Below are 25,267 nucleotides of genomic sequence, written 5' to 3'. Positions count from 1 at the left end.
TTTGGACGACCAACTGATGCACGACAACGCGCACGACAGCACCCCCATATTCCAGCGCATCAAAGACTATCTGCTGGCCGAAATCGCCGCCGGCACCTGGAAGGAAGGCGATGTGATTCCATCGGAGCAGGCGCTGGTCAAACAGTTCGGCGTCTCCCGCATGACGGTCAACCGCGCCGTGCGCGAACTGACCGCTGAACAAATACTCACGCGCCGCCAGGGCTCCGGCACCTACGTCGCCCAGCAGAAGTATCAGGCCACGCTGCTGGAAATCAAATCCATCGCCGACGAAGTGCGCGCCCGTGGCCACGCCCACCGCAGCAGCCTGCAGCAGCTGGAACGGGTCAAGGCCAGCGAGTTGATGGCCAAGCAGTTCGACCTGCCGCCCGGCCATGCGCTGTTCCATTCCGTGATCGTCCACTTTGAGAACGGCGTGCCGATCCAGGTCGAGGACCGCTGGGTCAATCCGGTCTGCGCGCCGGACTACATGGAACAGGACTTCGCCCACCTCACGCCCAATGAATACCTGATGCGTGCCGCGCCGCTGCAAGGCGCCACCTACAGCATCGAAGCGCTGGCGGCGCCGCGCGACATCGCCGACATGCTGGCCATCGACACCCGGCAGGCCTGCCTGGTGCTCAGGCGCCAGACCCACTCGGGCGGCATGATTGCCTCGTTGGCAACCATGTGGCACCCAGGACACCGCTACCAGTTCGCGGGCAGCTTCAACCAGTAGAAGCCGTGGCTAGCAGTGCGCTAGCCACAAGCCGCCGGACTTTCTCACAAATTGTCACGAAAACAGCCATCAAATGTTAAATTTGGGGATGTTTTTTAGGCGCGCAAGATGCAATCGTATTCCTGTCTACGACACCGGCATCGATGCTATAGTTTCCAGGCAAAGTCCACCGAAAGGGATGCTCTTGTTTCACCGCCGTTCGCGCTTGCGCCAGCTTCTCTGGCCACGTCTGTCGCATCCGCTGGCAGCGTGCGCGCTCGCGCTCATGCTGACGCCGGCCAGCCCTGCGGAGAAGGTCTCGATCCAGCTCAAATGGCAGCATCAGTTCCAGTTTGCCGGCTACTACGCCGCGCAGGACCAGGGCTATTACCGCGACGCCGGCCTGGATGTCACGCTGCTGGAAGCGCGCCCCGGCGCCGATCCCCTGCAAAGCGTGACGCAGGGCCAGGCCCAGTACGGCGTCGGCAACACCACGCTGCTGCTGGCGCGCGGCATGGGGCAGCCGGTGGTGGTGGTGGCCTCGGTCTTCCAGCATTCCGCCGCCAGCCTGCTGCGCCGCATCGAGGCCGATGGCAAGCCGCGGCCATGGTCCGGCAGCCGCCTGATGATCGCGCCCAACAACGAAGAGCTGACCGTCTTCCTGAAAAAACAGGGCGTGCGCATGGAGACCGTGTACCAGGTCCCGCACAGCCAGAATTTTGACGACCTGGCCGAAGGCCGCGTCGATGCCATGTCGGTCTATCAGACCGAAGCGCCGTATGTGCTGGAACGCCTGAACCTGCGCTACGAGATGATCTCGCCGCGCGCCCATGGCCTGGATTTTTACGGCGACGTGCTATACACCACCGAAAGCGAGCTGCGTGAACATCCGGCGCGCGCGCAGGCGCTGCGCGAAGCCACGCTGCGCGGCTGGGTCTATGCCATGCAGCATCCGGGCGAAATCGCCGATCTGATACGCGCCCGCTACCCGGACCGCCACAGCCGCGAACACCTGATGTTTGAAGCCCAGCATACGGCGCCGCTGCTGGAGCAGCCGCTCATCGAACTGGGCTACAGCAATCCGGAACGCTGGCGCGCCATCGCCCGCGCCTACAGCGAACAGGGCATGCTGCCGTCGAACTTCAGTCTGGACGGCTTTCTGTACCAGCCGCCGGAAGGCCTGCCCCTGCTGCGCTACGGCGGCCTGATGATCGCGGCGCTGCTGCTGGCGATGTCGCTGGCGGCTGCGTGGCGGCTGCGCGTGCAGGGCCGCGCGCTGCGCAGCGTGCAGGCGGACCTGGGCAGCGCTGAACGCATGGCCAGCTTTGCGCTTGAAGGATCGGGCCAGGGCAGCTGGGAGTGGCGGCTCGATACCGGCATGCTGACGCTGTCGCCGCGCTACTGCGCGCTGCTCGGCTACAGCCCCGACGAATTCCATCCGACGCTGACCGAGTGGCTCGAGTATGTGCATCCGGAAGACCGCCAGCGCGTCGAGCGCGGCATCCAGGACTACCTGACCAGCACCAGCGACGCCACGGGCCAGATCCGCAGCGAACACCGGCTGCGCGCCAGCGACGGCAGCTGGAAATGGGTGCTGGCGCGCGGCATGATACTGGAGCGCGATGCGGCCGGCCTGCCGGTGCGCGCGGCCGGCACGCTGGCCGATATCGGCGAACGCGCCGTCGCCGAGGAAGCCCGCATGTGGGCCGTGGTCGATGCGACGCCGGGCGCGGTGCTGATCGCCGAGAAAAATGGCCGCGTGCGCCACGCCAATCCCTCCTGCGCCCACAGCTTTGGCTACGACGGCAATATGACCGGCCGCTCGATCGAGCAGCTGGCGCCGGAGGCCATGCGCAACAACGGCCGCGTGCGCGAACTGTTCTCGCGCCCCAACCTGCCGGGCCGCGTGCTGTGTGCGATCCGCGCCGACGGCAGCAGCTTCCCGGCCATGGTGCATATGTCGCCGGTGGAGCTGGCCGGGCAGGAGCTGGTGATCGTCGCGCTGCGTGACATGACGCAGCGCCAGCGCGCCGAGGAAGCGCTGCACGCAAGTTCGGAACGCTATCGCCAGATCGTGCAGACGGCCGCAGAAGGCATCTGGATGACCAATGCCGACGACCGCACCACCTTCGTCAACCCGACGCTGGCGCGCATGCTCAATTACGACATCGAACAGATCATGGGCCGCGCCATGACCGACTTCATGGACGACACCGGCCGCGCGCTGCTCAAGCAGCACCTGCAGCGGCGCCTGTCCGGCCAGGCCAGCCAGGGCGACGTCTGCTTCCTGCGCAGCGATGGCAGCACCGTGTGGTGCCTGCTGTCGACCACCGTGATGAACGCCGATTCCGGCCACTACGCCGGTACGCTGGCGATGCTGACCGACATCACCGCGCGCCGCCAGGCGGAAGGCGCGCTGCACGAGTCCAGCCAGCGCCTGGCCTCCATCTTCAACGCCGTCACCAACGGCCTGGTGATGGTCGATGCCCAAGGCCTCATCATCGAACGCAATGTCGCCGCCGCGCGCATGCTGGCGCACACCGAGCAACTGAGCCGCGATGGCCTGTGGGCTGGCGTGCGCGAAGACGGCACGCCTTACGATGCGGCCAGCCACCCGGTGCAACTGGCGCTGGTCACCGGCATGCCGGTGCGCGACGTGGTGATGGGCCTGACGCATCCGGACGGCAGCCGCCGCTGGCTGTCCGTCAATGTGGAGCCCATCCCCGACGACGGCGGCGCCGTGCACCTGGTGGTGGCCAGCCTGACCGACATCACCGAACGCAAGAACAGCCAGGACGCGCTGCGCGAACTCAATGAACATCTGGAAGAACGCGTGGCGACCCGCACCAGCGAGCTGGATCACGCGCGCCGCGTGGCCGAGGAAGCCAGCCAGACCAAAGGCCAGTTCCTCGCCAACATGAGCCACGAAATCCGCACGCCGATGAATGGCGTGATCGGCATGGCCTATCTGGCGCTGAAGACCGAACTCGATCCGCGCCAGCGCGACTACCTGGAAAAGATACGCTTCGCCGGCGAGCACCTGCTGGGCATCATTGACGACATCCTCGACATCTCCAAGATCGAGGCGGGCAAGCTGGAAATCGAGCAGGTCGATTTTGCGCTCGACCATGTGATCCAGACGCTCAACACGGTGGTGGCGCCCAAGGCCGCCAGCCGCGAACTGGAGCTGGTCTACGATCTCGACCCGACGCTGCCCCGGGTGCTGCGCGGCGATCCGCTGCGGCTAGGCCAGGTGCTGATCAATTACGCCAACAACGCCATCAAGTTCAGCGAAAAGGGCCGCATCGAAGTGCGGGTGCGCCAGGTAGTCGGCGACGCCTACGGCTGCCTGCTGCGCTTTGAAGTCAGCGACTGCGGCATCGGCCTGTCGGAAGTGGAAATCGACAAGCTGTTCCAGTCCTTCCAGCAGGCCGACACTTCGACCACGCGCGAATACGGCGGCACCGGCCTGGGTCTGTCGATCTGCAAGCAGCTGGCGCAGCTCATGGGCGGCGATGTGGGTGTGCATAGCCGTCCCGGGCAAGGCAGCACGTTCTGGTTCACTGCGCGCCTAGGCATCAGCAACGCCAGCGTGCCGGACCTGATCGACCGCGTCAAGGACGCCGCCGCCGAGCTGCTGGCCTCCTCGCGCAGCGCGGCCGTGATGTCGGCGCTCAAGAACGCCCGCATCCTGCTGGTCGAGGACAACACCTTCAACCAGCAGATCGCGCTGGAGATGCTGGAAGAAGTCGGCTCCTCGGTATGCCTGGCCGCCAACGGCATGGAAGCGCTGGAGCTGCTGCGCCAGACCGCGTTCGACTGCGTGCTCATGGACGTGCAGATGCCGCTCATGGATGGCCTGGAAGCCACGCGCCGCATCCGCGCCGATCCGCGCCTGGCCGACATGCGCGTGCTGGCCATGACCGCCACCGCCACCAGCGAAGACCGGGTGCGCTGCATCGAGGCGGGCATGGACGATTTCATCTCCAAGCCGATCCAGCCGGCGCTGATGTACCAGACCATCGCCAATTGGCTGCCCGAGCGCGACGCCACGGCGCAGGGCGATACGCCGCCGGCGCGCCCCGCGCGGCCCGCCTTCAAGACCACGCTGGGCGGCGACCCGGCCGTGATTGATTTGTCCATCCTGGCCAAGCTGCTGGGCTACCATCCGCATAAGGTGCGCAAGTTCGCCTTCAAATTCCTGCAAAATACGCAGGATGGCCTGACCCAGATGGAAGCAGCGCTAGGCCGCGGCGATGTGGGCACGCTGCGCGAGCTGGGGCACCGCCTCAAGTCGCCGGCCCGCACCGTCGGTGCGCTGGGCATGGGCGAACTGATGCTGGCACTGGAACAGCTGCCGGCCGACGACAGCGATGCCGCCAATGCCGCGCGCGCCAAGGCCCTGCTGCAAAAACTCTGGCCGCTGCTGGAGCAGATCACCGAACAAATCATGACCAATACCACCTTCGCCGACGATAACTGAGATGCGGATACTGCTGCTGGATGACGATGCCTTCATGCTGGAACTACTGGCCGACATGATCGCCGAACTGGGCGACCATACGGTGCTACGCGAAACCGATGGCCGCCGCGCGCTGATCGAGCTGCGCCTGCGCCCGCCGGACCTGGTGGTGTGCGACCTGTCGATGCCGGTCATGGACGGCATCGATTTCCTGCGCCTGGCGGCGGCGCAGCAATATCAGGGCTGCGTGGTGCTGCTGTCCGGCGTCGATGGCGCCGTGCTCAAGACCGCCGCGCGGCTGGCCGAAGCCCAGGGGCTGACCATCCTCGACGCCTGTCCCAAGCCGCTCAGCACCGAGGCGCTGGCCGTGCTGCTGGCGCGCGCCGCCGCACGTTGCGCGGCGCCAGCAGCTGTCCTTCCTGGCAATCTTGGTAAATAGTTTAGAGGGTTGCCACAAACAACCGCACATTTTTAAAAAATGGGTTATTATTTACGCCATCCCTCGCCTGCCGACCTTGTTGCCATCCCCTCCGAGACATTGAAATCGTGCAAATGGCACCCAACTGCTGCCCATGGCAGCGTTTGAGGCCCGTCCCCAGGCGTTATTACTTTCACTGACCTCGATTGAGGAAACTATGAGCGAAAATATCAAACACATTACCGATGCATCTTTTGACACCGACGTGCTGAAATCGGACCGTCCAGTACTGGTCGATTTCTGGGCTGAATGGTGCGGTCCATGCAAGAGCATCGCCCCGATCCTCGAAGAAGTCGCCAAGGAATACGAAGGCAAGATCCAGATCGCCAAGATGGACGTCGATTCGAACCAGGCAGTACCTGCCAAGTTCGGCATCCGCGGCATCCCGACCCTGATCCTGTTCAAGAACGGCGTTGCGGCCGCGCAGAAAGTTGGCGCCATGGCAAAAGGCCAGCTGACCTCTTTCATCGACAGCAATATCTAACTGAGCGAATTTAGGCTACTATCGCTACGTTGTGCCAGCGACGCCGCGCCCGCGGCGCCGCTGAATAAAATGAGACAACCCACGTAGGTCCTCCCCCACCTTTACTTTCCCGTCACGGGACACTCAAACAATATGCATCTATCTGAACTAAAGGCCTTACACGTCTCGGCATTGCTGGAGATGGCGATCGGGCTGGATATCGACAATGCGGCACGCCTGCGCAAGCAGGAACTGATGTTCGCGATCCTGAAAAAACGCGCCAAATCGGGCGAGCAGATCTTCGGCGATGGCGCCCTGGAAGTGCTGCCGGACGGTTTCGGCTTCCTGCGTTCGCCGGACGCCAGCTACATGGCCTCCACCGACGATATCTACATTTCCCCTTCGCAGATCCGCCGCTTCAATCTGCACACCGGCGACTCGATCGAAGGCGAAGTGCGTACCCCGAAAGATGGCGAGCGCTATTTCGCGCTGGTCAAGGTCGACAAGGTCAACGGCGAGTCGCCGGAAGCCTCGAAACACCGCATCCTGTTTGAGAATCTGACGCCGCTGCACCCGAACGAGCCGCTGCGCCTGGAACGTGACATCAACGGTACCGAGAACATCACCGGCCGTATCATCGACCTGATCTCGCCGATCGGCAAAGGCCAGCGCGGCCTGCTGGTGGCGTCGCCGAAGTCCGGTAAATCGGTCATGCTGCAGCACATCGCCCACGCGATCACCTCCAATCACCCTGACGTCACGCTGATCGTGCTGCTGATCGACGAACGTCCGGAAGAGGTCACCGAGATGCAACGCTCGGTGCGCGGCGAAGTCGTGGCCTCGACCTTCGACGAACCCGCCACCCGCCACGTGCAGGTGGCCGAGATGGTGCTGGAAAAAGCCAAGCGCCTGGTCGAAATGAAAAAAGACGTGGTCATCCTGCTGGACTCGATCACCCGCCTGGCGCGCGCCTACAACACCGTGATCCCGGCCTCGGGCAAGGTGCTGACCGGTGGTGTGGACGCCAACGCGCTGCAACGTCCGAAGCGCTTCTTTGGCGCCGCACGTAACGTCGAAGAAGGCGGCTCGCTGACCATCGTCGCTACCGCGCTGATTGAAACCGGTTCGCGCATGGACGACGTGATCTACGAAGAATTCAAGGGTACCGGCAATATGGAGGTGCACCTGGAGCGCCGCCTGGCCGAAAAACGCGTCTACCCGGCCATCAACCTGAACAAATCGGGCACGCGCCGCGAAGAACTGCTGATCAAGCCGGACCAGCTGCAGAAGATCTGGATCCTGCGCAAGCTGCTGTACTCGATGGACGAGATCGAGGCGATGGAGTTCATCCTCGACAAGATGCGCGCCACGAAGAACAACACCGAGTTCTTCGACATGATGCGCAGGGGCGGCTAACCACTAGTCAGCCTTAACAAACAGGCAACCTCGGTTGCCTGTTTGCGTTTCCGGGCGTATAATCGCCGATCGCATTATTTTTTAACTCTGGCAAGTGAGCGGCAATCGGGTCAAGAAGCAGAACAGACCGCCGAAGTGCTGTTTGGCTACCAACCTATACCGAGGCTACAAATGAAAGCAGAAGGTCACCCAGAATACCGCGAAGTTGTTTTCCACGATCTGTCGTGCGATTTCAAATTCATCACCCGTTCGACCATCCAGACCCGCGAAACCATCAATCACGAAGGTAAAGACTACCCACTGATCAAGATCGAGGTTTCGGCTGAGTCGCACCCGTTCTACACCGGCAAACACAAAATCGTCGACACCGCTGGCCGCGTTGAGAAATTCCGCCAGAAGTTCGGTACCGTCGGTTCGAAAACCGCCGTCGCTGCAGGCTAATTTCAGCCGCTTCGATAAAAAAAGCAGCCTCTGGCTGCTTTTTTTGTTTGTTCGCCCGTTTTGATTCATACTCCGGTTCTACTCATAAAGCACACTGATCGATGAAGCCAGTCCGTCTTCCCGCCGCCGCTACCCTGGCACTGCCGCGCTGGGCGTTGTTTGCCCTTGGCCTGCTGTACATCCTGCCTGGCCTGATCGGCCGCGACCCGTGGAAGAACGATGACGCAGCCAGCTTTGGCATCATGTGGACCATGGCGCATGGCACCTGGCAGGACTGGCTGTGGCCGAATATCGCCGGCCTGTCGTGGCCGGACGAAGGCCCGCTGGCGTTCTGGCTGGGCGCGGCCGGCATCAAGTTATTTGGCTGGCTGCTGGGCGATGTGCACGCGGCCCGCATCGGCACCGTGGCGGCCTTCCTGCTGGGCGTGCTGTCGCTGTGGTACGCCACCTTCCACCTCGGGCGCCGTCAGGATGCGCAGCCGCTGCGCCTGGCCTTTGGCGGCCAGCCTGAACCGGACGACTTCGGCCGCACGCTGGCCGACGCCGCCGTCCTGATCTACCTCGGCTGCCTGGGTCTGCTGCTGCACAGCCACGAGACCACGCCGGAAGCGCTGCAAGTGTCGATGACCGCGTTCCTGCTGTACCGCACCGTGCGCTACGTGGAAAAACCGTCGCTGCGCAATGCCGCGCTGAGCGGCCTGGCGATCGGCCTGCTGACGCTGACGCGCGGCTGGATCACGCCGGTGTTCATGATGCTGGCCCTGTTTGCCTGCACGCGCTTCCTGGCCCAGCCGGCCATCCGCGCCGTACGTGACCTGGGCGCCATGATTGCCGTCGGCGGCGCCGTCACCGCGCTGTGGCTGATTCCCGCGCAAGTGCTGGCGCCCTACCACCAGCAACCGCTCAACGCCTGGCTGGGCTGGAACTGGCTGCAGCTGGACTGGCCGAGCCTGATGTCGCTGAAATTCCTGTTCCGCGTCGGCGTCTGGTTCTTCTGGCCGGCCTGGCCGTTTGCCGGCTGGGCCGTATGGGCCTGGCGCCGCCAGCGCGGCGTGCTGCACATTGTCGTGCCGCTGGCCTTTGTCGCGACCGGCGTGCTGCTGACCTGCTTCAACCCGCAGCCCGAACAGGGCCAGCTGCTGGTGCTGCTGCCGCCGCTCGCGGTCATGGCCGCGTTCGGCCTGCTGACCATGAAGCGCGGCGCCATCAACTTCATCGACTGGTTCTCGGTGATGGCGCTGACGCTGTGCGCGGCCGTGATCTGGGTGTTCTGGATTGCCAAGCTGACCGGCTGGCCAGCCCAGGCCGCCAAGAATGCGCTCAAGCTGGTGCCCGGCTTCCATCCGGAGCTGGGCTGGGTCGCCTTCTTTGTGGCGCTGGCCGCCACCATCGGCTGGTTTGTGCTGGTGCATTGGCGCGTGTCGCGCCGCCCCTCCGTGCTGTGGCGCGCGGTGGTGCTGTCGTCGGGCGGCCTGATCCTGATCTGGATTTTGCTCATGACGCTGTTCCTGCCGGACGTCAACTACAGCAAGAGCTACGCCACGGTGGCGCGCCAGATCGCCGACAAGCTGCCCGCCAACGCCCGTTGCATCGAATCGAATGTGGGACCGGCCCAGCGCGCCTCGTTTGCCTATTACGCCCAGTTGCCGTTCGTGGGCGTGGAAGGTGGCCGCTGCGATCTGCTGCTGTTGCAAGATAGCATCAAGGTCCGCGACGACCGCGAGATCCAGGCGCAGCACCGCGGCAAGCAGTGGGTGCTGCTGTGGGAGGGACGCCGCCCGGCCGACCGCGAAGAACGCTTCCGCCTGTATCGCCGCGCCGACTAAGCTGTGTTGCCGCCGGGCTGGCATTGCTGCTATGCTTTTCAGCAGAAAGCGGCCAGCCCATGCGACTTATCATACTGACATCCCTACTGCTGGCGTCCGGTCTGCACGCGGCATACGCCGCGTCGCTGCAGATCACCACCGAGCACTCGCCACCGTCGAGCATGCTTGGTCCGGATGGTGTGGTCACCGGCCGCGCCACCGACAAGATCCGCGAAATGATGGTGCGTACCGGCACCGATTACAAGATAGAACTATTGCCGTGGAAGCGCGCTTTGATGCAAGCGCAGACGCAGCGGGGCACGTGCGTATATTCCACCTCGCGCACGCCGGAACGCGAGGCCATGTTCAAATGGGTGGGGCCGACCGATGAGGCCGAATGGCAATTCTGGGGACGCGCCGATCACAGCTTCCCGCTCACCTCGGTCGACGACGCGCGCAAGCTGCGCATCGGCACCGCCATCGGCGACGCGCGCGACGAGTATCTGCGCAGCCGCGGCTTCAATGTGGATGCGGTCAGCAACGACCTCGCCAATCCGCAAAAGCTGCTGCTCAACCGTATTGACCTGTGGGCAGTTGCCACGCGCAGCGGCAGCACAGGCATGGCACAGTTCGACTGGTCGGACAAAGTGGTGCCGCTGTTGGTGTTCCACCGCGTCAAGGTCTACCTGGCGTGCAACCCGTCCGTACCGGACGAGCTCATCGACAAGCTTAACGCCGCACTGGCTGACATGCGGCGCGACGGCACCCTGACGCGGCTGGACCGCAAATACGATCACTACGGCAAATAGCGCGCCTCAACGGCTGGCCACCACGGTGGTGTTGGCAGGCAGCTGGGCGGTCATGGGCAGGCGTTCATAATTGTCGATGGTCAGCGCATCGCCATCCTCGGTAAAGCTGATGCGGCTGCCCGCCTGCGTGACGAACTCGCCAGGCGCAACCGGGTAGATTTCCACTTTACGATGGCCATTCACCTCGGCATAGTAGTGCGCCACTTTTTGCGTGAACTTCAGCTTGTCGCCGTTGCTCAGCGCATAGGAGTACAGATACTCCTGGAACTCGTACGGTTTGAACTTGAAGTCGCCGGCGGCGGGCGCCGCGATCTTCACACTTTCATTGTCTGGCGATGCAGCGTGGGCCAGGGTGGTGATCGACAAAGCAGCGGCTACAGCCAGGCTCAACAGCGTGGTGTTCATGATGTCTCTCCAATATAAAAAGTATCGTGCCGGTCGGGTGGCGGCTTAGCGGTGCGCCATGACCATGGTGTTGGCCGGCAGGTTGCCGGCCAGTGGCAGCTTTTCAAAACTGGCGATACCCACGGTTTCGCCCTGGTCGAGGAACTCGAAGCGGGCCCCGCTGTCCGTCACAAAAGCCGTGCGCGACACCGGATAGATCCGGATGCGCTCACCGTTATCCAGCTGGGCGTAGTAATGGTCCATGCGGGCGCTGAATGCGATCTTCTGGCCATTGGTGAGCTGGTAGGTATTCTTGAAATTGTAGAAATCTTGTTCCACAAGGTGGTAGCGCTGCGGCGACTTGACTTGCACGCTGTAGTCGGCGGCATGGGCTATGGACAGCGACGTCAGGGCGAGCGAGGCCGCGATGCCGGCGAGGATCGTTTTCATTGGTGTGCTCCTAAGTGGGCTTGCTGATGTTGAGTACCGGGAGCCACCGCTGCAATTTGTGCATTCAGCGGTAGACGTAGGCAGATTAACAAAGCCCCGCGCAAATATCCTGCGCATGCGACGAGCGGTTAAAGCGCTGGCACCAGATGCAAAAACACGGGATAAACGGCAGGTCGCCGCGATCTGTTGCGTGCAGCGGCTTTTTGTCGGGGTAAAGCGATACAAAAGACCGCAATCGGGCTATAGTTGCGCATAGCTTTAGTTGCCGCACGGCACAAATATTTCGCATACCGACTTTTCCGGCCCGCCCCGCTCCGCGCGCCGGTCACGGCGGCCCCGGCTGCTGCGCCCCACTCCCGCGCCCGGCCCTGGCTCTACTGCCCTGGATGGCGCACATGTTCACTTTGCACAAACTTCAATCCGCGCTGCGGAAAACCTATGTCCGTGCGGCGCTGCTGGTGCTGACCGCATCGCTGGTCATTCTGCTGGGTTTGCGCGCCGACGTGCCGCAGGACAGCAGCCCGGTCTTACATACCCAGGACATCGCCCAGATCACGGCACTGCCCGCCAAGCGCGCCCAGCTGGACTACCTGCTGGTGGCCGCGCCGCAGTCGGACGCACCGCGCTACATCTTCAAACTCAAGAACGACGACAAACTGTACGTGGTCAAGGTGCCGGGCACGACCCACCTGAGCCTGGAACGCGAAGTCCTGCTGCGCAATAACATTCCGTACGCGATTGCGCGCGACGACTTCCTCGCCTCGCACAAGGCGGTGATGCAGGATGACGAAAGCAAGCTGGCGCGCGTGGGCGCGTTCGTGATGCGTCACCTGCTCGACATCCTGCTGATCGGCCTGGCCCTGTTCCTGCTGCGCAATGGCCTGCCAGGCATGGGCGTGAGCGCCACCGTGCTGACGCCGGACCAGCTGGGCGGCAGCATGGACGACCTGATCGGCATGGAAGACATCAAGCAGGAAGTGCTGCACCTGGAAGACATGATACGCAACCGTGCCGCCTACAAAGAACACGACATCGACAAGCCGTTCAACGTCATGCTGACCGGTCCGGCCGGCACCGGCAAGACCAAGCTGGCCGGCTACCTGGCCAAGCGTCTCGACATCCCCTTGATCCAGGCATCGGCCTCGGCGCTGGAATCAGGCTACATCGGCGGCGGCTCCAAGGCGCTGCACGCCCTGCACAAGAAAGCCTGCGCGCGCGGCAGCTGCATCATCTTCCTGGATGAGGCGCAAAGCCTGTTCATGCCGCGCGGCCGTGGCGAAAAAAAATGGGAAGACGATACCGCCAACACGCTGTTGGGCCTGCTCGACGGCGTGCGCAGCAACAAGGGCGAAGGCGTGATCTGGGTAGTCGCCTCCAACTTCGACGATGCCTCCACGCGCATGGACGAAGCCATGCTGCGCCGCTTCTCCGTCAAGATCAACTTCCGCCTGCCGAACAAGAGCGAACGCCGCGAGCTGCTGCGCTCCTTCCTGGCGCGCAAGGCAGATGGCTGTGTGGACTGGAACGATCTCAACCTCGACAACGTGGCCGAGATCACCGCCAACCTGAGCCCGGCCGTACTGCAGACCGTGGTGGAGCGCGCCAGCATGCTGGCGATCCAGGAGCACACGGTCATCACTACCGACCTGCTGTTCCGCGCGTTTGAACGCGCCACCATCGGCCTCACCGACCGCGCCACCACGGCAGAGAAAACCCGCCAGCGTGAACGCGTGGCCTTGCACGAGCTGGGCCACTTCTTCATGCAGATCGATCCATGGCTGCGCGAAGGCCTGTCGCTGGCCGAAGTCAAAGAACGCTCGCCGCTGCTGAAAATCTCCACCGAATCCGTGTCCAAGCTGGGCGCGCTCGGCTACGTGCTGTCGGCGTCGGACGACGTGGCCTTGCGCACACTGGAGGAACTGGAGCGCGACGTGATCCAGCTGTATGGCGGCGTAGCGGCGGAAGAATTGTTCTACGGCGCGCGCGGCATTTCCGTCGGCAGCCAGAACGACATCGAGAAAGCCACCTCGATGCTGAACCTGATGGTCAACAAGCTGTCGATGTACTCACGCTCCAAGATCGACCACAGCCAGTTCAAGGACAAGGAAGCCGACCTGGGCCAGGTAGAAGCCAAAGCCGACGAGCTCTACAGCTACACGCTCAAGGCCATCGCCGACTACCGCGAGCAGATCGCCGAACTCAAGGAAGTGCTGATGGACCAGTACGTGCTGTCCAAAGACGCCATCTTCGCGCTGCTGGAGCAGCAACAGGCACACGCTTGACCAAATACCTTTTTACCAATATCTCTTGCATTTATTTCACATGTCAGTTATTTTTGACACATGAAACAAAAATGCTCAAGTGGCCATCAGCCGGTGTTCGCCGCCGATGCCTGCCACTTAACTCAGGCGCAGTCCGGCGCCGCTATTGGAAAAAGGTCACAGCATGCACACGCTCAGCACGAAAGCAAGGATTGCAGGTTTCTTCTATTTACTGGTGATCCTGATCGCACCATTGCGTCTGGTGTACCTTCCCAGCAAATTGTTTGTCACTGGCGATGCGGCGGCGACCATCCATGGCATCACGGCGCATGAGATGTTGTTCCGCATGGGGATCGCCAGCGATCTGATCACGGGCGCTGTCAGCCTGATACTGACCTTCACGCTGTACCGACTGTTCAAGGATGTGAACCGGTACTGGGCCCTGCTGATGCTGATGCTGGGCTTCATGGACACGCCGCTTTATTTTTTCAATACCCTCAATGACATGGCCACCTTGATCCTGGTCCAGGGCCCCGATTTCCTGGCAGCCTTCGATCAAGCCCAGCGCACAGGATTGGCCATGATGTTCCTGCGCATGCACAGCATGATGACCTATGCATCGGAAATCTTCTGGGGACTCTGGCTGTTCCCGCTGGCCGTGCTGACGTACCGCTGCGGCTTCCTGCCGAGGTTCCTGGCTATCTGGCTGGCCATCAATGGTGTTGCCTACCTGGCGCTGAGCTATGCTGGCCTACTGCAACCGGCATACAACGACCTGGTAGCCAGCCTGGCGTTCCCTTGCCAGTTGGGCGAGGTGGCCTTCGCCCTGTGGATACTGATCATGGGCGCGCGTCAGCGACAAGCGGTAGTACTGCCGGCGTCGACCATCGCCTGATCTACTGAAAGACTGGGCGGAAGAAGCTGCGCTCCTAGCTCATGATGCAGCGCGTTTCTTCCGCGTAGTTAAACGCCGCCAGACAGTCGGCATCCTGCAGCGACGACGTCCGATACGTTTCATAGGATGCCAGTGACGGAAACGTGAACATCGCCAGCGCGACGTTATTGGCGCCCTCCGACGGCAAGAAGTAGCCGTGGTGCTGACCGCCGAATTTTTCCACGAGCGGTATCCACAGCTTCCCGTAATGCTCGAACTCGCTGAGCTTATACGGGTCGATGATGTAACGCAGATAGCAGGTAACCATACAATCCTTTCAGTAAAACAGGGGCCGGCGTCCTAGACCTTCATCGGCAGGATCACCATTTGCAGGCCTTCCAGATGCAAACGGCGTTGCGCGGCCAGTGCGGCCTGGTTGTGCAGAAGACGCGTGAACCAGTTGTCGGAGGCGAAGATCAGTTTGCTGGTGAAGAAAATCGCATGCGGGAACTCGTGGCTGATCTCTTCGCACAAGCGCGTGACCTCCTCCACCGCATCCGTGCCAAAGCCCAGATACGACGAAGCCGCCATGCCATGGCTGTGGCAGAAATCGACAAAGAACTCCAGCGTCTCCGCTGCCTCCTCGCGCATCTGCTCGAGTGCGCCCTCGCCGCCGTAAGCATGCGAATCGACGGTGCGCGCATTCACAAACAAAAAATTCTTGAAGTGGTTCGGGAACATGCGCTGCACCCACAGCAACGCATGCAGGCCACCGCCACGCGAAGTGCCCACAATGAACACCGCAGTCTGCTCTTCCGGATTCGGCTCGATCGGCTCCGTCCCCGCGCCAAACGGCTGGCTGGCAAACACCTCATCCACCGAATGGATCGCCTGCTTGGTTGCGCGATAGTGCTTGCGGATGTAAAAGCAGAACGCCGCCATCGCCGCAATAATCACCGCCGTGGTCCAGCCGCCTTCGGCAAAGCGCTCGACCAGCAGTATCGCCAGGATGCCGGCGCAAATCACAAACCCCAGCGCCGACAGCAGCCAGCGCCGCTTCCACTGCGTGCCCTTCTTGCGGTTGCGCGACCAATACAGCACCAGGCCAAACAGGGAAATCGCAAACGTCAGGAACACCGAAATCGAATACAGCACCACCAGCAAGGTCACGCTGCCGCCGGTCCACCACAGGATCGCCAGCGCCGCCACGCCCATGACGAGGATGCCGTTCTGCGTCACCAGGCGCGTGGACAGATAGCGGAACTTGTGCGGCACCCACGAGTCCGCCGCCATGTTCGACAGCACCGACGGGCCGCCCAGGAAACCGGTATTCGCCGCCACAAACAGCAGCCCCGCCTCAAACGCCAGCACCACCACCAGCAGCATCTGGTTCACCATCTCGCCGCCCAGGCCCATGCTGGCAATGATGGTCTTGAAGGTGGACGCGTTCAGCGTCTCGCCCGGCACGGGCTGCGCATCCCACAGCAAATACAGCAGGATGATGCCGCCCGCAGTGAACGCCAGCGACAACGCCATATAAATCATCGTCACCTTGCCGGTGCGTACACGCGGCTCGGCCAGCAGGTTGACGTTGTTCGACACCGCCTCCAGCCCCGTGTACGTACCGCCGCCCTGCGAATACGCCAGCAGCATGCCCGCCACGCCGGCCCAGCCAATGTGGCTGGCCAGGTCAGTGGTCTCCGCCATCGTGCCCGGAATCAGCGCCGGCAAATGCGAGGCATGGGCGAAAATGCCATACACGATCAACACCAGATGGGTGGCCACAAAGCCGAGGAAGATCGGCAGCAGGATCTGGATTGCTTCCTTGAGGCCGCGCAGATTCATCACGATCAGCAGCCCGATGAAAAACGTCTCCGCCCAGAGCTTGTAGGGCTGGAAGCCCAGCGGCAGGAACGAAGCCAGCGCATCGACGCCGGACGCAATCGAGATCGCAATGGTCAGCACATAGTCGAGTATCAGCGCACAGCCGGAGATCAGGCCCATGTACGGCCCCACCAGCTTGGTCGCCACACGGTAGCCGCCGCCACCGGTGGGGAACAGCTCGATCACCTGGTTGTAGGCCAGCGCAATGATGAACACCGTCACCGCCGTGGCGATCGCCATGTACAAGCCCAGATGCGTATGCCCGCCCAGCGCGCGGAAGGTTTCCTCGGGACCGTAAGCGGAGGACGACAAGCCATCCGCCCCCAGGCCGACCCAGGCCAGGAAAGCCACCAGCGCCATCGAATGACGCGTCTCGCTCTTCAGAGGATCGAGCGGCTTGCCCAGGATGATTTCGCGTATCTTCTTATTTTTCATGCGTCTCGGTACCGGCGCGACCGGCAAAGCTGGCGGTAGCCATGATGATACCCGCTCCAGCGGCGTCGATTACTTGCCGAAATAGAAAAATTGTTGTGCAGGGTTGCGGCGGGGTTGCAAATCGGTGATAATGCGGGTCGCATTGCAATACACCTGCCTCGGTGGTGGAATTGGTAGACGCAGCGGACTCAAAATCCGCCGCCGCAAGGCGTGCCGGTTCGATTCCGGCCCGGGGCACCAACAGCTGTATTGCGGGTTTCAGCGCATTTTCTTCACTGAACCCATTCCAAATTAGTTCCGCAAAAAACGGACAGTTCCGCAAAATAGATGATGAACCCAGATTCTGGCTCTTTGGGAATTTCTAGTGAAGCGAAAATCAAGCTGCCGTTGGCGGCTTTTTTTTCGTCCTTTTTCTCACGCATGGAGTACGAATGGTTACTGCAAATGCCCTCCGGTAATCCTCCCACCAAATGATCGCGTTTAAAAGTAGAATTTTTCAAACTCAGATTTTTGAAAGTTCTACATGAAGACGTCCCGTTTTACCGATAGCCAGATCATCGCCATCCTCAAGCAAGCCGAAAGCGGCTCCCCTGTCCCGGAACTATGCCGCGAGCATGGCATCAGCAACGCCACGTTCTACAAGTGGCGCTCCAAGTTCGGCGGCATGGATGCCTCGCTCATGGCCCGCATGAAAGAGCTGGAAGATGAAAATCGTCGCCTGAAAAAAATGTATGCCGAGGAACGCCTGAAGGCAGAAGTCGTTGCGGAGGCTCTGGCAAAAAAGTGGTGAAGCCATCTCGTCGACGTGAGATGGCGAAGCACTACGTGGAGGCAGGTCGCCTGAGCATCAAACACGCTTGCCTGGCCTTCGGCATTAGCCAAACCTGCTACCGCTATGAAGCCAAGCTAAACGCGGAGAACGAAGTCATTGCGGACTGGCTGGTGCGCCTGACGACCAACCAACGTAACTGGGGCTTCGGGCTATGCTTCCTGTACCTGCGCAACGTGAAGTCGTTTAGCTGGAACCACAAGCGCGTCTACCGGATTTACCGCGAACTAGAATTGAACCTGAGGATCAAGCCGCGCCATCGCTTGGTACGGGAAAAGCCGCTGCCACTGGCCGTGCCCACACAGGCCAACCAGACTTGGTCGATGGACTTCATGCATGACCAGCTGGCCGATGGCCGCAGTATCCGTTTGTTCAATGTGATCGACGACTACACTCGCGAAGGACTCGGTATAGAGGTGGACTTCTCGCTGCCAGCTGAGCGGGTAATCCGATCGCTCGATAGGATCATTGAATGGCGGGGAAAACCACTGGTGATTCGTTGCGATAACGGCCCTGAGTACATCAGCGCAGTGACCATGTCCTGGGCTGCCAGGCGCGGTATCCGCATCGACTTCATACAGCCGGGGCAGCCGCAGCAGAACGCTTACGTTGAACGCTACAACCGCACCGCGCGCTATGACTGGCTGGCTCATCACCTATTTGAAACACTGGACGAGATCCAGGATTTTGCAACCCGCTGGCTGTGGACTTACAATCACGACCGGCCCAACATGGCACTTGGTGGCATAACACCAAAACAGAAGCTTGCCTTGGCCGCTTAACCTCTACTTTTAGCGCGCTCTAAAAATGGGGGGATTACCAGAGGATTAAGAGACGGCAGGCTTAGTTTAGGTGACCCGACGGTAATTTACGCATCATTTTGCGCAGTAGGCTGGCGCGCGGTAATGTCAATGCCGATACCCCGATACCCGATGAAACGACCGGCCTCATCAAAGCGAGGTTCGCCGCTGACCTGTAAGAACTGGCGCCTCCCATTCGCGTCTGTGCGATGGTAAATAAAGTCAATGAAGGGCTCACGTTGTGCTATCAAGCGGTCCAGCTCTTTACGCTGTTCCACATCAAAGTCACCATCAGGTATCGCCAATGCAGTAATGCCGTCTTCCTCCAGTGCCAGATCCAACATTTCCAACACCGGCCCTGAGATATTAGTGAAGCGTCCATGTGCGTCCTGTTCCCAGTACCAGTCCGACGACAGCTCGGTAAAGCGCTTGAAGCGCGCTTCGCTTTCCCTCAACTCGGCAGTACGTTGCGCCACCGTCTGTTCAAGCAGCACATTTTGCTGTTCCAATTCCTGATACAGCAGCCGGACCTCCAGCATGTTGCGGATGCGAGTTTCCACTTCAATCAAATCGAACGGCTTACTGATGAAGTCCCGCGCCCCAGCCTGGAGCGCGCGCAGCTTGTGGTTGGGCTGCGCCGTCAACACCAGTACCGGTAGATAGCCGCTTGACTCAATTGCCAGGAGTTGCTCAAGGACGGTAAAACCATCCATGACAGGCATTTGCAAGTCGAGCAAAATCAAGTCGTACCGGTGGGTCTGGTGAAGTGACGTCACCTCGGTCGGATCCATGGTACTGCTGATGCGTTGGTAGCCTGCATTACGCAGCAATTCGCGCAATAAAAGCACATTGGCCTCCTGATCATCAACAATGAGCAGATGGGCGTTGAACATGTCGGCGCTTGCGATCATAAGGTATTCTCCGTTTGCTGGAAGGACTGGCTAGCCGCGAAATCGAGCGCGATATCGAGGGCTAGCATGAATTCGTCTATCTTGATCGGCTTGGTCAAGTAGCGAAAGAACCCCGCCTTAAGACCTTGATCGATATCGTTCTGGATCGCATTGGCAGACACGGCCAATACAGGAATATGGGCAGTTCTGGGGTCGGCGCGCAATACCTTCATGGCGTCGACACCATTCATGCCAGGCAAGTTAACGTCCATCAGAATAACATCAGGCAGGGATCCCCGGGCTACTGCTATCCCCGCCTCGCCATCCAACGCCACCAGCAAGTTCAGATCGCTGCGCCGCTCGATCAGCTGCTCGACCAGCTTCACATTGGCACTGTTGTCCTCCACATACAGCAGCGTACGCAGCGCGGCGTGCGGCGCAGCACTCAGCGGCACGCCCGCGATGGACAGCGCTTCGTCTGGCATCGCGACCTCGGCGACGGCGGTGATCAATTCAAACCAGAACGTGCTGCCGGTATCCACCACACTGTCGACACCGATGGCACCGCCCATCAGCTCGACCAACTGTTTCGTCACCACCAGTCCGATTCCAGTCCCCTCCGTGCTCCCCACCTCCTGCCCCAGTCGGTTAAATGGCTGAAACAATTGCAGCAACTGTGCTGGAGACAGTCCGATACCGGTATCGCTGACACTCACGCGTAGCCGGCCGCCAGACACAGGCTCGCACCGCACACTGGCTTGGCCGTGATGGCGGTTGTACTTGATCGCGTTCGACAGCAGATTGATCATGACCTGTTTGATGCGCGTGCGGTCGGCATACACATAGTGTGGCGTGTCACCAATCGCGAAGGTGATGTCGACGTTGCGGGACGTTGCCTGGGGCGCGATCATGACCTGGCAATCCTTCAGAACGTCGGTCAACGACATCGGCTCCAGTTCCATGGCAAGCTTGCCTGACTCGATCATGGCCAGGTCGAGGATCTCGTTAATCAACCGCAGAAGGTACCATCCCCCTTTGAGGATCTGCTCGATCGATAATTTCTGTGCCGGCGACGGTTGCGGCGTCGCAGTTTCCATTAACTGCGCAAAGCCGAGCACGGCATTAAGCGGTGTGCGCAACTCGTGGCTCATATTCGACAAAAACTCGGACTTGGCCAGATTCGCCTTTTCGGCAGTTGCGCGTGCCAGTTCCAGCTCGACGTTCTTTTCCTGCAGCGTCTGTTCCAGTTGCTTGCGCTCAGCGATGTTGCGAGCGGCAGCGAACACCCCCTGCAGCTGGCCACTGCTGTCATGGTAGGTCGTGGCGTTGTACGAGACCGGCGTCTGCACGCCATCGTGATCGACAGCGATCAGTTCGCAGTCCATGACCCTGCCTTCGTGTAGTACACGGCGAATGGCAGCTTCAGCCAGCCCAGGTTCAACAAAATAGGTTTTGAATGGGGTGCCGATGAGCTGCTCACGGCTGTGCCCGGTTAGCAGCACCATCTGGTGATTGACGTCGCTGATGATGCCGTCCTGATCGCAGGTCATCAACGCGTCGATATTCGATTCGACCAAGCTGCGCGTATAAAACTGCTGGTCTCGCAGGCGCTGGTCCAACAACGCCTGCTCGGCTTCGGCCAGCTTGCGCTTTGTGTTGTCGGTGCCAATCAGCAGATAACCAATAATCACGCCTGATCCATCACGCAGCGCACTGATGGAGACGCTTGCGGCGAGGCGCGCTCCGCCCTTGCAGACGAAGGTTAACTCGACAATATCTTCAACACCGCGCGCGGCCCTCACCAACAGCGTTGGCAACCCGGATGGGAAGTCAGTGTGCAGTTCGGCATACAGCAGGTGCATCCTCGCGCTGATTTCATCAGGATCAACTAGGTGATCTGGCGTGGCAGCGTCCACCATCTCATGCCCGTCATAACCAAGCATGCGTTCAGCACCGACGTTAAAGATCTGAATGATTCCAGCCGCGTCCGTCGCGATATAGCAAAAGTGCGCGTTGTCGAAGATGGCGCGCTGTAGCACGTCAGTCTGGAGCGTGGAGGATAGGTGGCAAGTACTGGTAGGCTCGGGTTGGGTCATTGGGCACTCGCTAAAGGTGATTCAGTCGTGGCAAAAAGGGATGCTGATGGCGGATGGCGTGTCATGCGGTAGCAGGAAGCAGACGCGCGAATTCCCGCTTAACCACGGCATAGCATTCGCACACATCATCTTCCAGCCCACTGCGGTCGACCACGGTAATGTGGCCGCGCCGATAGCTGATATACCCTTTTTTTTGCAGATTGCCGGCGGCGACCGTCACGCCTTCGCGGCGTACGCCCAGCATGTTCGAAATGAGTTCTTGCGTAATTTTCAGCTCATTGGTCGACAGGCGATCAAGTGTCAGCAGCAGCCATCGGCACAATTGTTGCTCTACGGTGTGGTGCCGGTTACAGACCGCCGTTTGCGACATTTGAGTCAACAACGCCTGGGTGTAGCGCAGCAGCAGCCTTTGCAGCGGACCGCTGCGCTCGAATTCCTGAAGCAGGATGGACGCGCTGAGCCGATAGGCGGCACCGCTGGCCTGGACCACAGCGCGGCTGGGCGTTGAATGTCCACCCATGATGAGCGCCACACCCAGCATGCCTTCATTGCCAACCCCGGCGATCTCGGAAGATCCGCCATTTTCGAGCAAATAGTGAAGAGAGATTACGGCGCTGACGGGAAAATAAACATAATGCTGGCGATCGCCCGATTCGTACAAGACATCTCCGACCAGCAGTGCTGTCTGCTCCAGATGCACCGTCAAGCGCGAAAAATCTTCTGCAGGCAGAGCTTTCAGTAGAAAGTTACGCTGTGGATCATTCAAATGAATCATTTAATATTCCAAAAATATGGAATATTTCTTCATGAAAAATTCCTATTATTATTCCCAAAAAAAAGCCCGCGTCATCGCGGGCTCTTAAATAAGCATGTCAATATTGGACTGAGAATTCTATCGTTCTCATTAAAATAAATGGACGGCGATTAAACCATTTTCTACGAACCAAGGCTATCTGCCAAGTGTGCGCAGCCGGTTGGAATCGGCCCATGACAAACTTTATAGATGTTTTAGCTGACTACTTGAATGTTGCCCGCTTTCTCGCCTTTAGGACCAACGCTGCGATCAAAGGAGACCCGTTGGTTTTCCGACAGGCTTTTAAAACCGTTGGACTGGATGTCCTGGAAGTGTGCGAACAAATCTTCACCGCCAGCGTCGGGGGTAATGAAGCCGAAGCCCTTGGCATCGTTAAACCATTTGACAGTACCTGTTTGTTGAGTGCTCATGAATTTTCCTTCAGTTATGAATGTAGGCAAGATCGCCGTAAAGGCACTTGAAACCAAGAATTAAAAACGAAGGAGAGAAAACTGGACGGCTTAAGTTAGAGCCATGCGGAGTTGAGACCAACAAGATTACCACTTGATGCAAGTACAGAAATCAATATACATGGTTCTGATCAAATCACCTACCTTTTTATTTATTTTTATTAGAAAGATCAGCCGCATAATTTACTGAGGGAAATGTACGCTAGCGTACTGAGGAATATCAAGAGTTGCCGGACACTTCGCCGGGGCTTGCTTTCCCCTGCCGGATCATTTTCTTCGGTATCAAAGGCAATAACCGGAGAGAAAGATGAAGATTTTAATCGTAGAAGATGATGTGGATCTGGCGGAAACCTGTCAGATGGTTTTGGAAACTTGCCATGAAGACGTCCAGGTGGCGCACAGCGCCGAAGAGGCGTTGGTCAAAATCGCCGAGCGCAAGCCCGATCTTGTCATTTCCGACTGCGTGCTCCCAGGCCGCTCTGGCTTAGAGCTATGCCAGCAGTTGCGCTCTCATTACCCTCGCAACACGCTCCCCCTTATGTTGATGAGCGGGTCTTTGCGTAGCCAAGTCGCACATGGCGATAGCTACGATGCGTTTCTCACTAAACCTTTCCTTGCGGAATCGTTGCTAGCGGAGGTCGAACGCCTGTTACATCCCAGTGACATAGTCCCAGAGAGCATTGTGCGAGGCGCTCAATGAAATTGTCAGCGTTCATATTAGAAAATCTGGAGCCGATCCTCAATGAATGGGAATCGTTCGCCGCTTCGCTGGCCCCACTCGAAGATGCGACGAAGGTCGAACTTCGGGATCACGCAGCAGCGGTGCTACACGTTATTGCAAAGGATTTGGATACTCCACAGGCAGAGCATCAAAGCATTGCAAAGTCCAAAGGCCTGGCGCTGGCTGCCAACGGCAATACCGCAGCGCAGTTGCACGCTGAGGAACGCGTTGCCGCCGGATTTTCCGGGGAGCAGGTCATGGCTGAATACCGGGCGCTCCGCTCCAGCGTGTTGCGATTATGGGCTCTCGATGCTGCAATCACGACACCCAGCGACATCCAAGATATGATCCGTTTCAATGAATCCATTGATCAGGCTCAAACTGAATCCATGGCGCGTTATTCCAGGATGTTGCGAGAAGCGCAGAACCTGTTTTTGGCCATCCTGGGGCATGACGTTCGCACGCCACTAGGCGCCGTTAGCATGGGCGCGCAAGTACTATTGATGGACCAAACCTTGCCCTCCAAAGCACTGAAGGTCGGGCTACGGATTCTGAACAGTTCAAAGCGGATGGATGCCATAGTCCGTGACCTGTTGGACTTTTCCACAACCCACTTAGGTGAGGGCATACCCATCGATCCACGCACGGTCGATTTATTGGAAATTTGCCAGCACACAATTGACGAGGCAAAAACTTTCCATCCCGACCGCAAGTTTGAAATGACATCAGAAGGGATACTTACAGGTGCGTGGGATGGGCAGCGCATGGGCCAAGCATTTTCGAATCTGATATCGAATGCGATCCAACACAGCACGCCAGAAAGCATCATTAGAGTCTCCATATCGGGTTTCATCGATGAAGTCGTCTATGAGGTTCAGAATGATGCGGAGATGTTCTCGCAGACGAAGTTAAGAACTCTATTCGACCCAATCAAGCGATTTGCCATCCGGCCTGCTAGTGAACGTGTGGGTACACGCATGCAGAACTTAGGTCTCGGTCTATACGTGGTCAAGGAAATCGTAAACGCGCACGATGGAGAAATTTCGGTGGCTTCGACAAAAGATGGCGGCGTAACTTTTACTGTACGCTTACCCCGACAGGTTCCACATCGTAGGAGTGGCGACTGTTAGACATACCACTATACCTTGGCTTACTGGATTCGCTGCATTGTTCGTTTGCGCGCCGAATCCACACACTCCGTTCGCCCCCCTGCATTGCTTGGCCAAAGCCGCCACACGGTCTTAAGCCCCTTTGAACTCCAAGTCGGATATAGGTCAATGCGAACAGGTCGTTTTCTTTCATGCGTTTCACCGTCGCACGGATCGGCGGTGCTTCCGCGTAAGAAAACTTGTCTGGTCCCTCGGACGGTTCTTCACGCCACAACCAGGTCAGGTGGGCCTTGGCCAAGACTTCGTACTCGTCGAAGCAGGCATAGATGGCTTCCCGCACATCAGGTAGGTGTGCATCCACGAAGAACAGTGTTCCGGTAATGGCGGGGACGCCCCACATAGTCTTGCGGCCCCTGCTTGGTCAGCAGTCCGCCAGCGACACGCATCTTTTCTGGACGTTGGCGCATCAACTCGATTGGATCAAAAGGGAGTTCGCTCATTACATTTCCTTGCTTAATATGCCGGTATCCTGCCCAGTGGCGGCTGCTTGATCATGTCGTAATTCACTTCAGGTTTGTAGGGGCTGTGCTGATCGAGCACGCCATCAAGCGCTTTGAGCCCTCCAGATCCTTCTTGAGCCCCATTCATTGTAATTTTTACATACAGTAAAAATATACATATT

22 protein-coding genes and 1 tRNA gene are annotated in these 25,267 nt (G+C 59.6%); 14 read left to right on the top strand and 9 right to left on the bottom strand.

What is annotated here, in order from left to right:
- The first annotated feature begins 16 nt into the window (after positions 1-16).
- The 8 genes from hutC (at position 17) to BUA36_RS15555 (ending at position 10,589) form a co-directional block, all read left to right on the top strand.
- Entirely contained in the window at positions 17-736 is a 720-nt protein-coding gene (gene hutC / locus BUA36_RS15590) for a histidine utilization transcriptional repressor HutC (protein WP_072786198.1), read from the top strand.
- 178 nt (positions 737-914) lie between these two features.
- Positions 915-5,198, top strand: coding sequence for a PAS domain S-box protein (locus tag BUA36_RS15585; protein ID WP_139260589.1), 4,284 nt, complete (start codon positions 915-917; stop codon positions 5,196-5,198).
- A 1-nt stretch (position 5,199) separates the two neighbouring features.
- Positions 5,200-5,616, top strand: a complete 417-nt coding sequence (locus tag BUA36_RS15580) for a response regulator (protein WP_072786063.1) — start codon at positions 5,200-5,202, stop codon at positions 5,614-5,616.
- 196 nt (positions 5,617-5,812) lie between these two features.
- The gene (gene trxA / locus BUA36_RS15575) at positions 5,813-6,139 is read left to right on the top strand and encodes a thioredoxin TrxA (protein WP_072786062.1); all 327 of its coding nucleotides are present in this window, start codon (positions 5,813-5,815) and stop codon (positions 6,137-6,139) included.
- Positions 6,140-6,271: 132 nt separating this feature from the next.
- On the top strand, positions 6,272-7,534 hold the full coding sequence (gene rho, locus BUA36_RS15570; protein ID WP_072786061.1) for a transcription termination factor Rho: 1,263 nt from the start codon (positions 6,272-6,274) through the stop codon (positions 7,532-7,534).
- A gap of 171 nt (positions 7,535-7,705) precedes the next feature.
- A complete protein-coding gene (locus BUA36_RS15565; RefSeq protein WP_072786060.1) occupies positions 7,706-7,975 on the top strand; it encodes a type B 50S ribosomal protein L31 in 270 nt (89 codons plus the stop codon).
- A 101-nt stretch (positions 7,976-8,076) separates the two neighbouring features.
- A complete protein-coding gene (locus BUA36_RS15560; RefSeq protein WP_072786059.1) occupies positions 8,077-9,801 on the top strand; it encodes an ArnT family glycosyltransferase in 1,725 nt (574 codons plus the stop codon).
- Positions 9,802-9,860: 59 nt separating this feature from the next.
- On the top strand, positions 9,861-10,589 hold the full coding sequence (locus BUA36_RS15555; protein ID WP_072786058.1) for a substrate-binding periplasmic protein: 729 nt from the start codon (positions 9,861-9,863) through the stop codon (positions 10,587-10,589).
- Between the two features lie 6 nt (positions 10,590-10,595).
- Here the strand turns inward: BUA36_RS15555 and BUA36_RS15550 are convergent, their stop codons facing one another.
- Both BUA36_RS15550 and BUA36_RS15545 read right to left on the bottom strand, forming a co-directional pair.
- The gene (locus tag BUA36_RS15550; protein ID WP_072786057.1) at positions 10,596-10,994 is read right to left on the bottom strand and encodes a hypothetical protein; all 399 of its coding nucleotides are present in this window, start codon (positions 10,992-10,994) and stop codon (positions 10,596-10,598) included.
- 45 nt (positions 10,995-11,039) lie between these two features.
- Positions 11,040-11,423, bottom strand: coding sequence for a gel scht (locus BUA36_RS15545; RefSeq protein ID WP_072786056.1), 384 nt, complete (start codon positions 11,421-11,423; stop codon positions 11,040-11,042).
- Positions 11,424-11,818: 395 nt separating this feature from the next.
- Here BUA36_RS15545 and BUA36_RS15540 point away from each other — a divergent pair, with 395 nt between their 5' ends.
- Positions 11,819-13,705, top strand: coding sequence for an AAA family ATPase (locus tag BUA36_RS15540; protein WP_072786055.1), 1,887 nt, complete (start codon positions 11,819-11,821; stop codon positions 13,703-13,705).
- 163 nt (positions 13,706-13,868) lie between these two features.
- Positions 13,869-14,579 (top strand): DUF4386 domain-containing protein, encoded by a 711-nt coding sequence (locus BUA36_RS15535; protein ID WP_072786054.1) that lies wholly within the window; start codon positions 13,869-13,871, stop codon positions 14,577-14,579.
- 34 nt (positions 14,580-14,613) lie between these two features.
- Here BUA36_RS15535 and BUA36_RS15530 read toward each other — a convergent pair whose 3' ends face one another.
- Together BUA36_RS15530 and BUA36_RS15525 are read right to left on the bottom strand one after the other, a co-directional pair.
- Entirely contained in the window at positions 14,614-14,886 is a 273-nt protein-coding gene (locus BUA36_RS15530; protein ID WP_072786053.1) for an NIPSNAP family protein, read from the bottom strand.
- 32 nt (positions 14,887-14,918) lie between these two features.
- The gene (locus BUA36_RS15525; RefSeq protein ID WP_072786052.1) at positions 14,919-16,877 is read right to left on the bottom strand and encodes an APC family permease; all 1,959 of its coding nucleotides are present in this window, start codon (positions 16,875-16,877) and stop codon (positions 14,919-14,921) included.
- Between the two features lie 155 nt (positions 16,878-17,032).
- Here BUA36_RS15525 and BUA36_RS15520 point away from each other — a divergent pair.
- Together BUA36_RS15520 and BUA36_RS15510 are read left to right on the top strand one after the other, a co-directional pair.
- Positions 17,033-17,117: transfer RNA gene (locus tag BUA36_RS15520), tRNA-Leu, on the top strand.
- Positions 17,118-17,400: 283 nt separating this feature from the next.
- Positions 17,401-18,488 (top strand): IS3 family transposase gene (locus tag BUA36_RS15510; RefSeq protein WP_139260585.1). Its coding sequence is split into 2 segments (ribosomal slippage): positions 17,401-17,662 and positions 17,662-18,488, totalling 1,089 coding nucleotides; the frame shifts between segments, so codons are not numbered across the junction.
- A gap of 86 nt (positions 18,489-18,574) precedes the next feature.
- Here the strand turns inward: BUA36_RS15510 and BUA36_RS15505 are convergent.
- The 4 genes from BUA36_RS15505 to BUA36_RS15490 all read right to left on the bottom strand — a co-directional run bounded on the left by BUA36_RS15505 (position 18,575) and on the right by BUA36_RS15490 (position 22,716).
- A complete protein-coding gene (locus tag BUA36_RS15505; protein ID WP_072786049.1) occupies positions 18,575-19,417 on the bottom strand; it encodes a response regulator in 843 nt (280 codons plus the stop codon).
- Positions 19,414-21,492, bottom strand: coding sequence for a hybrid sensor histidine kinase/response regulator (locus BUA36_RS15500; RefSeq protein ID WP_072786048.1), 2,079 nt, complete (start codon positions 21,490-21,492; stop codon positions 19,414-19,416). Before BUA36_RS15500 ends, BUA36_RS15505 begins: the two co-directional genes overlap by 4 nt.
- Before the next feature lie 61 nt (positions 21,493-21,553).
- The gene (locus tag BUA36_RS15495) at positions 21,554-22,267 is read right to left on the bottom strand and encodes a Crp/Fnr family transcriptional regulator (RefSeq protein ID WP_072786047.1); all 714 of its coding nucleotides are present in this window, start codon (positions 22,265-22,267) and stop codon (positions 21,554-21,556) included.
- Between the two features lie 233 nt (positions 22,268-22,500).
- A complete protein-coding gene (locus BUA36_RS15490; protein WP_072786046.1) occupies positions 22,501-22,716 on the bottom strand; it encodes a cold-shock protein in 216 nt (71 codons plus the stop codon).
- Positions 22,717-23,062: 346 nt separating this feature from the next.
- Here BUA36_RS15490 and BUA36_RS15485 point away from each other — a divergent pair, with 346 nt between their 5' ends.
- Both BUA36_RS15485 and BUA36_RS15480 read left to right on the top strand, forming a co-directional pair.
- Complete coding sequence (locus BUA36_RS15485; protein ID WP_072786045.1) at positions 23,063-23,455, top strand: response regulator; 393 nt, start codon at positions 23,063-23,065, stop codon at positions 23,453-23,455.
- Complete coding sequence (locus BUA36_RS15480; protein ID WP_072786044.1) at positions 23,452-24,606, top strand: sensor histidine kinase; 1,155 nt, start codon at positions 23,452-23,454, stop codon at positions 24,604-24,606. The genes BUA36_RS15485 and BUA36_RS15480 overlap by 4 nt, the downstream gene beginning before the upstream one ends.
- Here BUA36_RS15480 and BUA36_RS31625 read toward each other — a convergent pair.
- Positions 24,554-24,985, bottom strand: coding sequence for a type VI immunity family protein (locus BUA36_RS31625; RefSeq protein ID WP_371851454.1), 432 nt, complete (start codon positions 24,983-24,985; stop codon positions 24,554-24,556). The genes BUA36_RS15480 and BUA36_RS31625 overlap by 53 nt on opposite strands.
- Positions 24,986-25,267: the final 282 nt, after the last annotated feature.

This window comes from Duganella sacchari, from assembly GCF_900143065.1.
Lineage (GTDB): Bacteria > Pseudomonadota > Gammaproteobacteria > Burkholderiales > Burkholderiaceae_D > Rugamonas > Rugamonas sacchari.
Note: the sequence above shows the minus strand (reverse complement) of the source record. Positions and strands in the feature narration are given on the sequence as shown.

Excerpts from the sequence above, each read along its gene's own strand:
- hutC (WP_072786198.1), top strand. The coding sequence starts at position 17 with ATGCACGACAACGCGCACGACAGCACCCCCATATTCCAGCGCATCAAA.
- BUA36_RS15585 (WP_139260589.1), top strand. The coding sequence starts at position 915 with ATGCTCTTGTTTCACCGCCGTTCGCGCTTGCGCCAGCTTCTCTGGCCA.
- BUA36_RS15580 (WP_072786063.1), top strand. The coding sequence starts at position 5,200 with ATGCGGATACTGCTGCTGGATGACGATGCCTTCATGCTGGAACTACTG.
- trxA (WP_072786062.1), top strand. The coding sequence starts at position 5,813 with ATGAGCGAAAATATCAAACACATTACCGATGCATCTTTTGACACCGAC.
- rho (WP_072786061.1), top strand. The coding sequence starts at position 6,272 with ATGCATCTATCTGAACTAAAGGCCTTACACGTCTCGGCATTGCTGGAG.
- BUA36_RS15565 (WP_072786060.1), top strand. The coding sequence starts at position 7,706 with ATGAAAGCAGAAGGTCACCCAGAATACCGCGAAGTTGTTTTCCACGAT.
- BUA36_RS15560 (WP_072786059.1), top strand. The coding sequence starts at position 8,077 with ATGAAGCCAGTCCGTCTTCCCGCCGCCGCTACCCTGGCACTGCCGCGC.
- BUA36_RS15555 (WP_072786058.1), top strand. The coding sequence starts at position 9,861 with ATGCGACTTATCATACTGACATCCCTACTGCTGGCGTCCGGTCTGCAC.
- BUA36_RS15550 (WP_072786057.1), bottom strand. The coding sequence starts at position 10,994 with ATGAACACCACGCTGTTGAGCCTGGCTGTAGCCGCTGCTTTGTCGATC.
- BUA36_RS15545 (WP_072786056.1), bottom strand. The coding sequence starts at position 11,423 with ATGAAAACGATCCTCGCCGGCATCGCGGCCTCGCTCGCCCTGACGTCG.
- BUA36_RS15540 (WP_072786055.1), top strand. The coding sequence starts at position 11,819 with ATGTTCACTTTGCACAAACTTCAATCCGCGCTGCGGAAAACCTATGTC.
- BUA36_RS15535 (WP_072786054.1), top strand. The coding sequence starts at position 13,869 with ATGCACACGCTCAGCACGAAAGCAAGGATTGCAGGTTTCTTCTATTTA.
- BUA36_RS15530 (WP_072786053.1), bottom strand. The coding sequence starts at position 14,886 with ATGGTTACCTGCTATCTGCGTTACATCATCGACCCGTATAAGCTCAGC.
- BUA36_RS15525 (WP_072786052.1), bottom strand. The coding sequence starts at position 16,877 with ATGAAAAATAAGAAGATACGCGAAATCATCCTGGGCAAGCCGCTCGAT.
- BUA36_RS15505 (WP_072786049.1), bottom strand. The coding sequence starts at position 19,417 with ATGATCGCAAGCGCCGACATGTTCAACGCCCATCTGCTCATTGTTGAT.
- BUA36_RS15500 (WP_072786048.1), bottom strand. The coding sequence starts at position 21,492 with ATGACCCAACCCGAGCCTACCAGTACTTGCCACCTATCCTCCACGCTC.
- BUA36_RS15495 (WP_072786047.1), bottom strand. The coding sequence starts at position 22,267 with ATGATTCATTTGAATGATCCACAGCGTAACTTTCTACTGAAAGCTCTG.
- BUA36_RS15490 (WP_072786046.1), bottom strand. The coding sequence starts at position 22,716 with ATGAGCACTCAACAAACAGGTACTGTCAAATGGTTTAACGATGCCAAG.
- BUA36_RS15485 (WP_072786045.1), top strand. The coding sequence starts at position 23,063 with ATGAAGATTTTAATCGTAGAAGATGATGTGGATCTGGCGGAAACCTGT.
- BUA36_RS15480 (WP_072786044.1), top strand. The coding sequence starts at position 23,452 with ATGAAATTGTCAGCGTTCATATTAGAAAATCTGGAGCCGATCCTCAAT.
- BUA36_RS31625 (WP_371851454.1), bottom strand. The coding sequence starts at position 24,985 with ATGTGGGGCGTCCCCGCCATTACCGGAACACTGTTCTTCGTGGATGCA.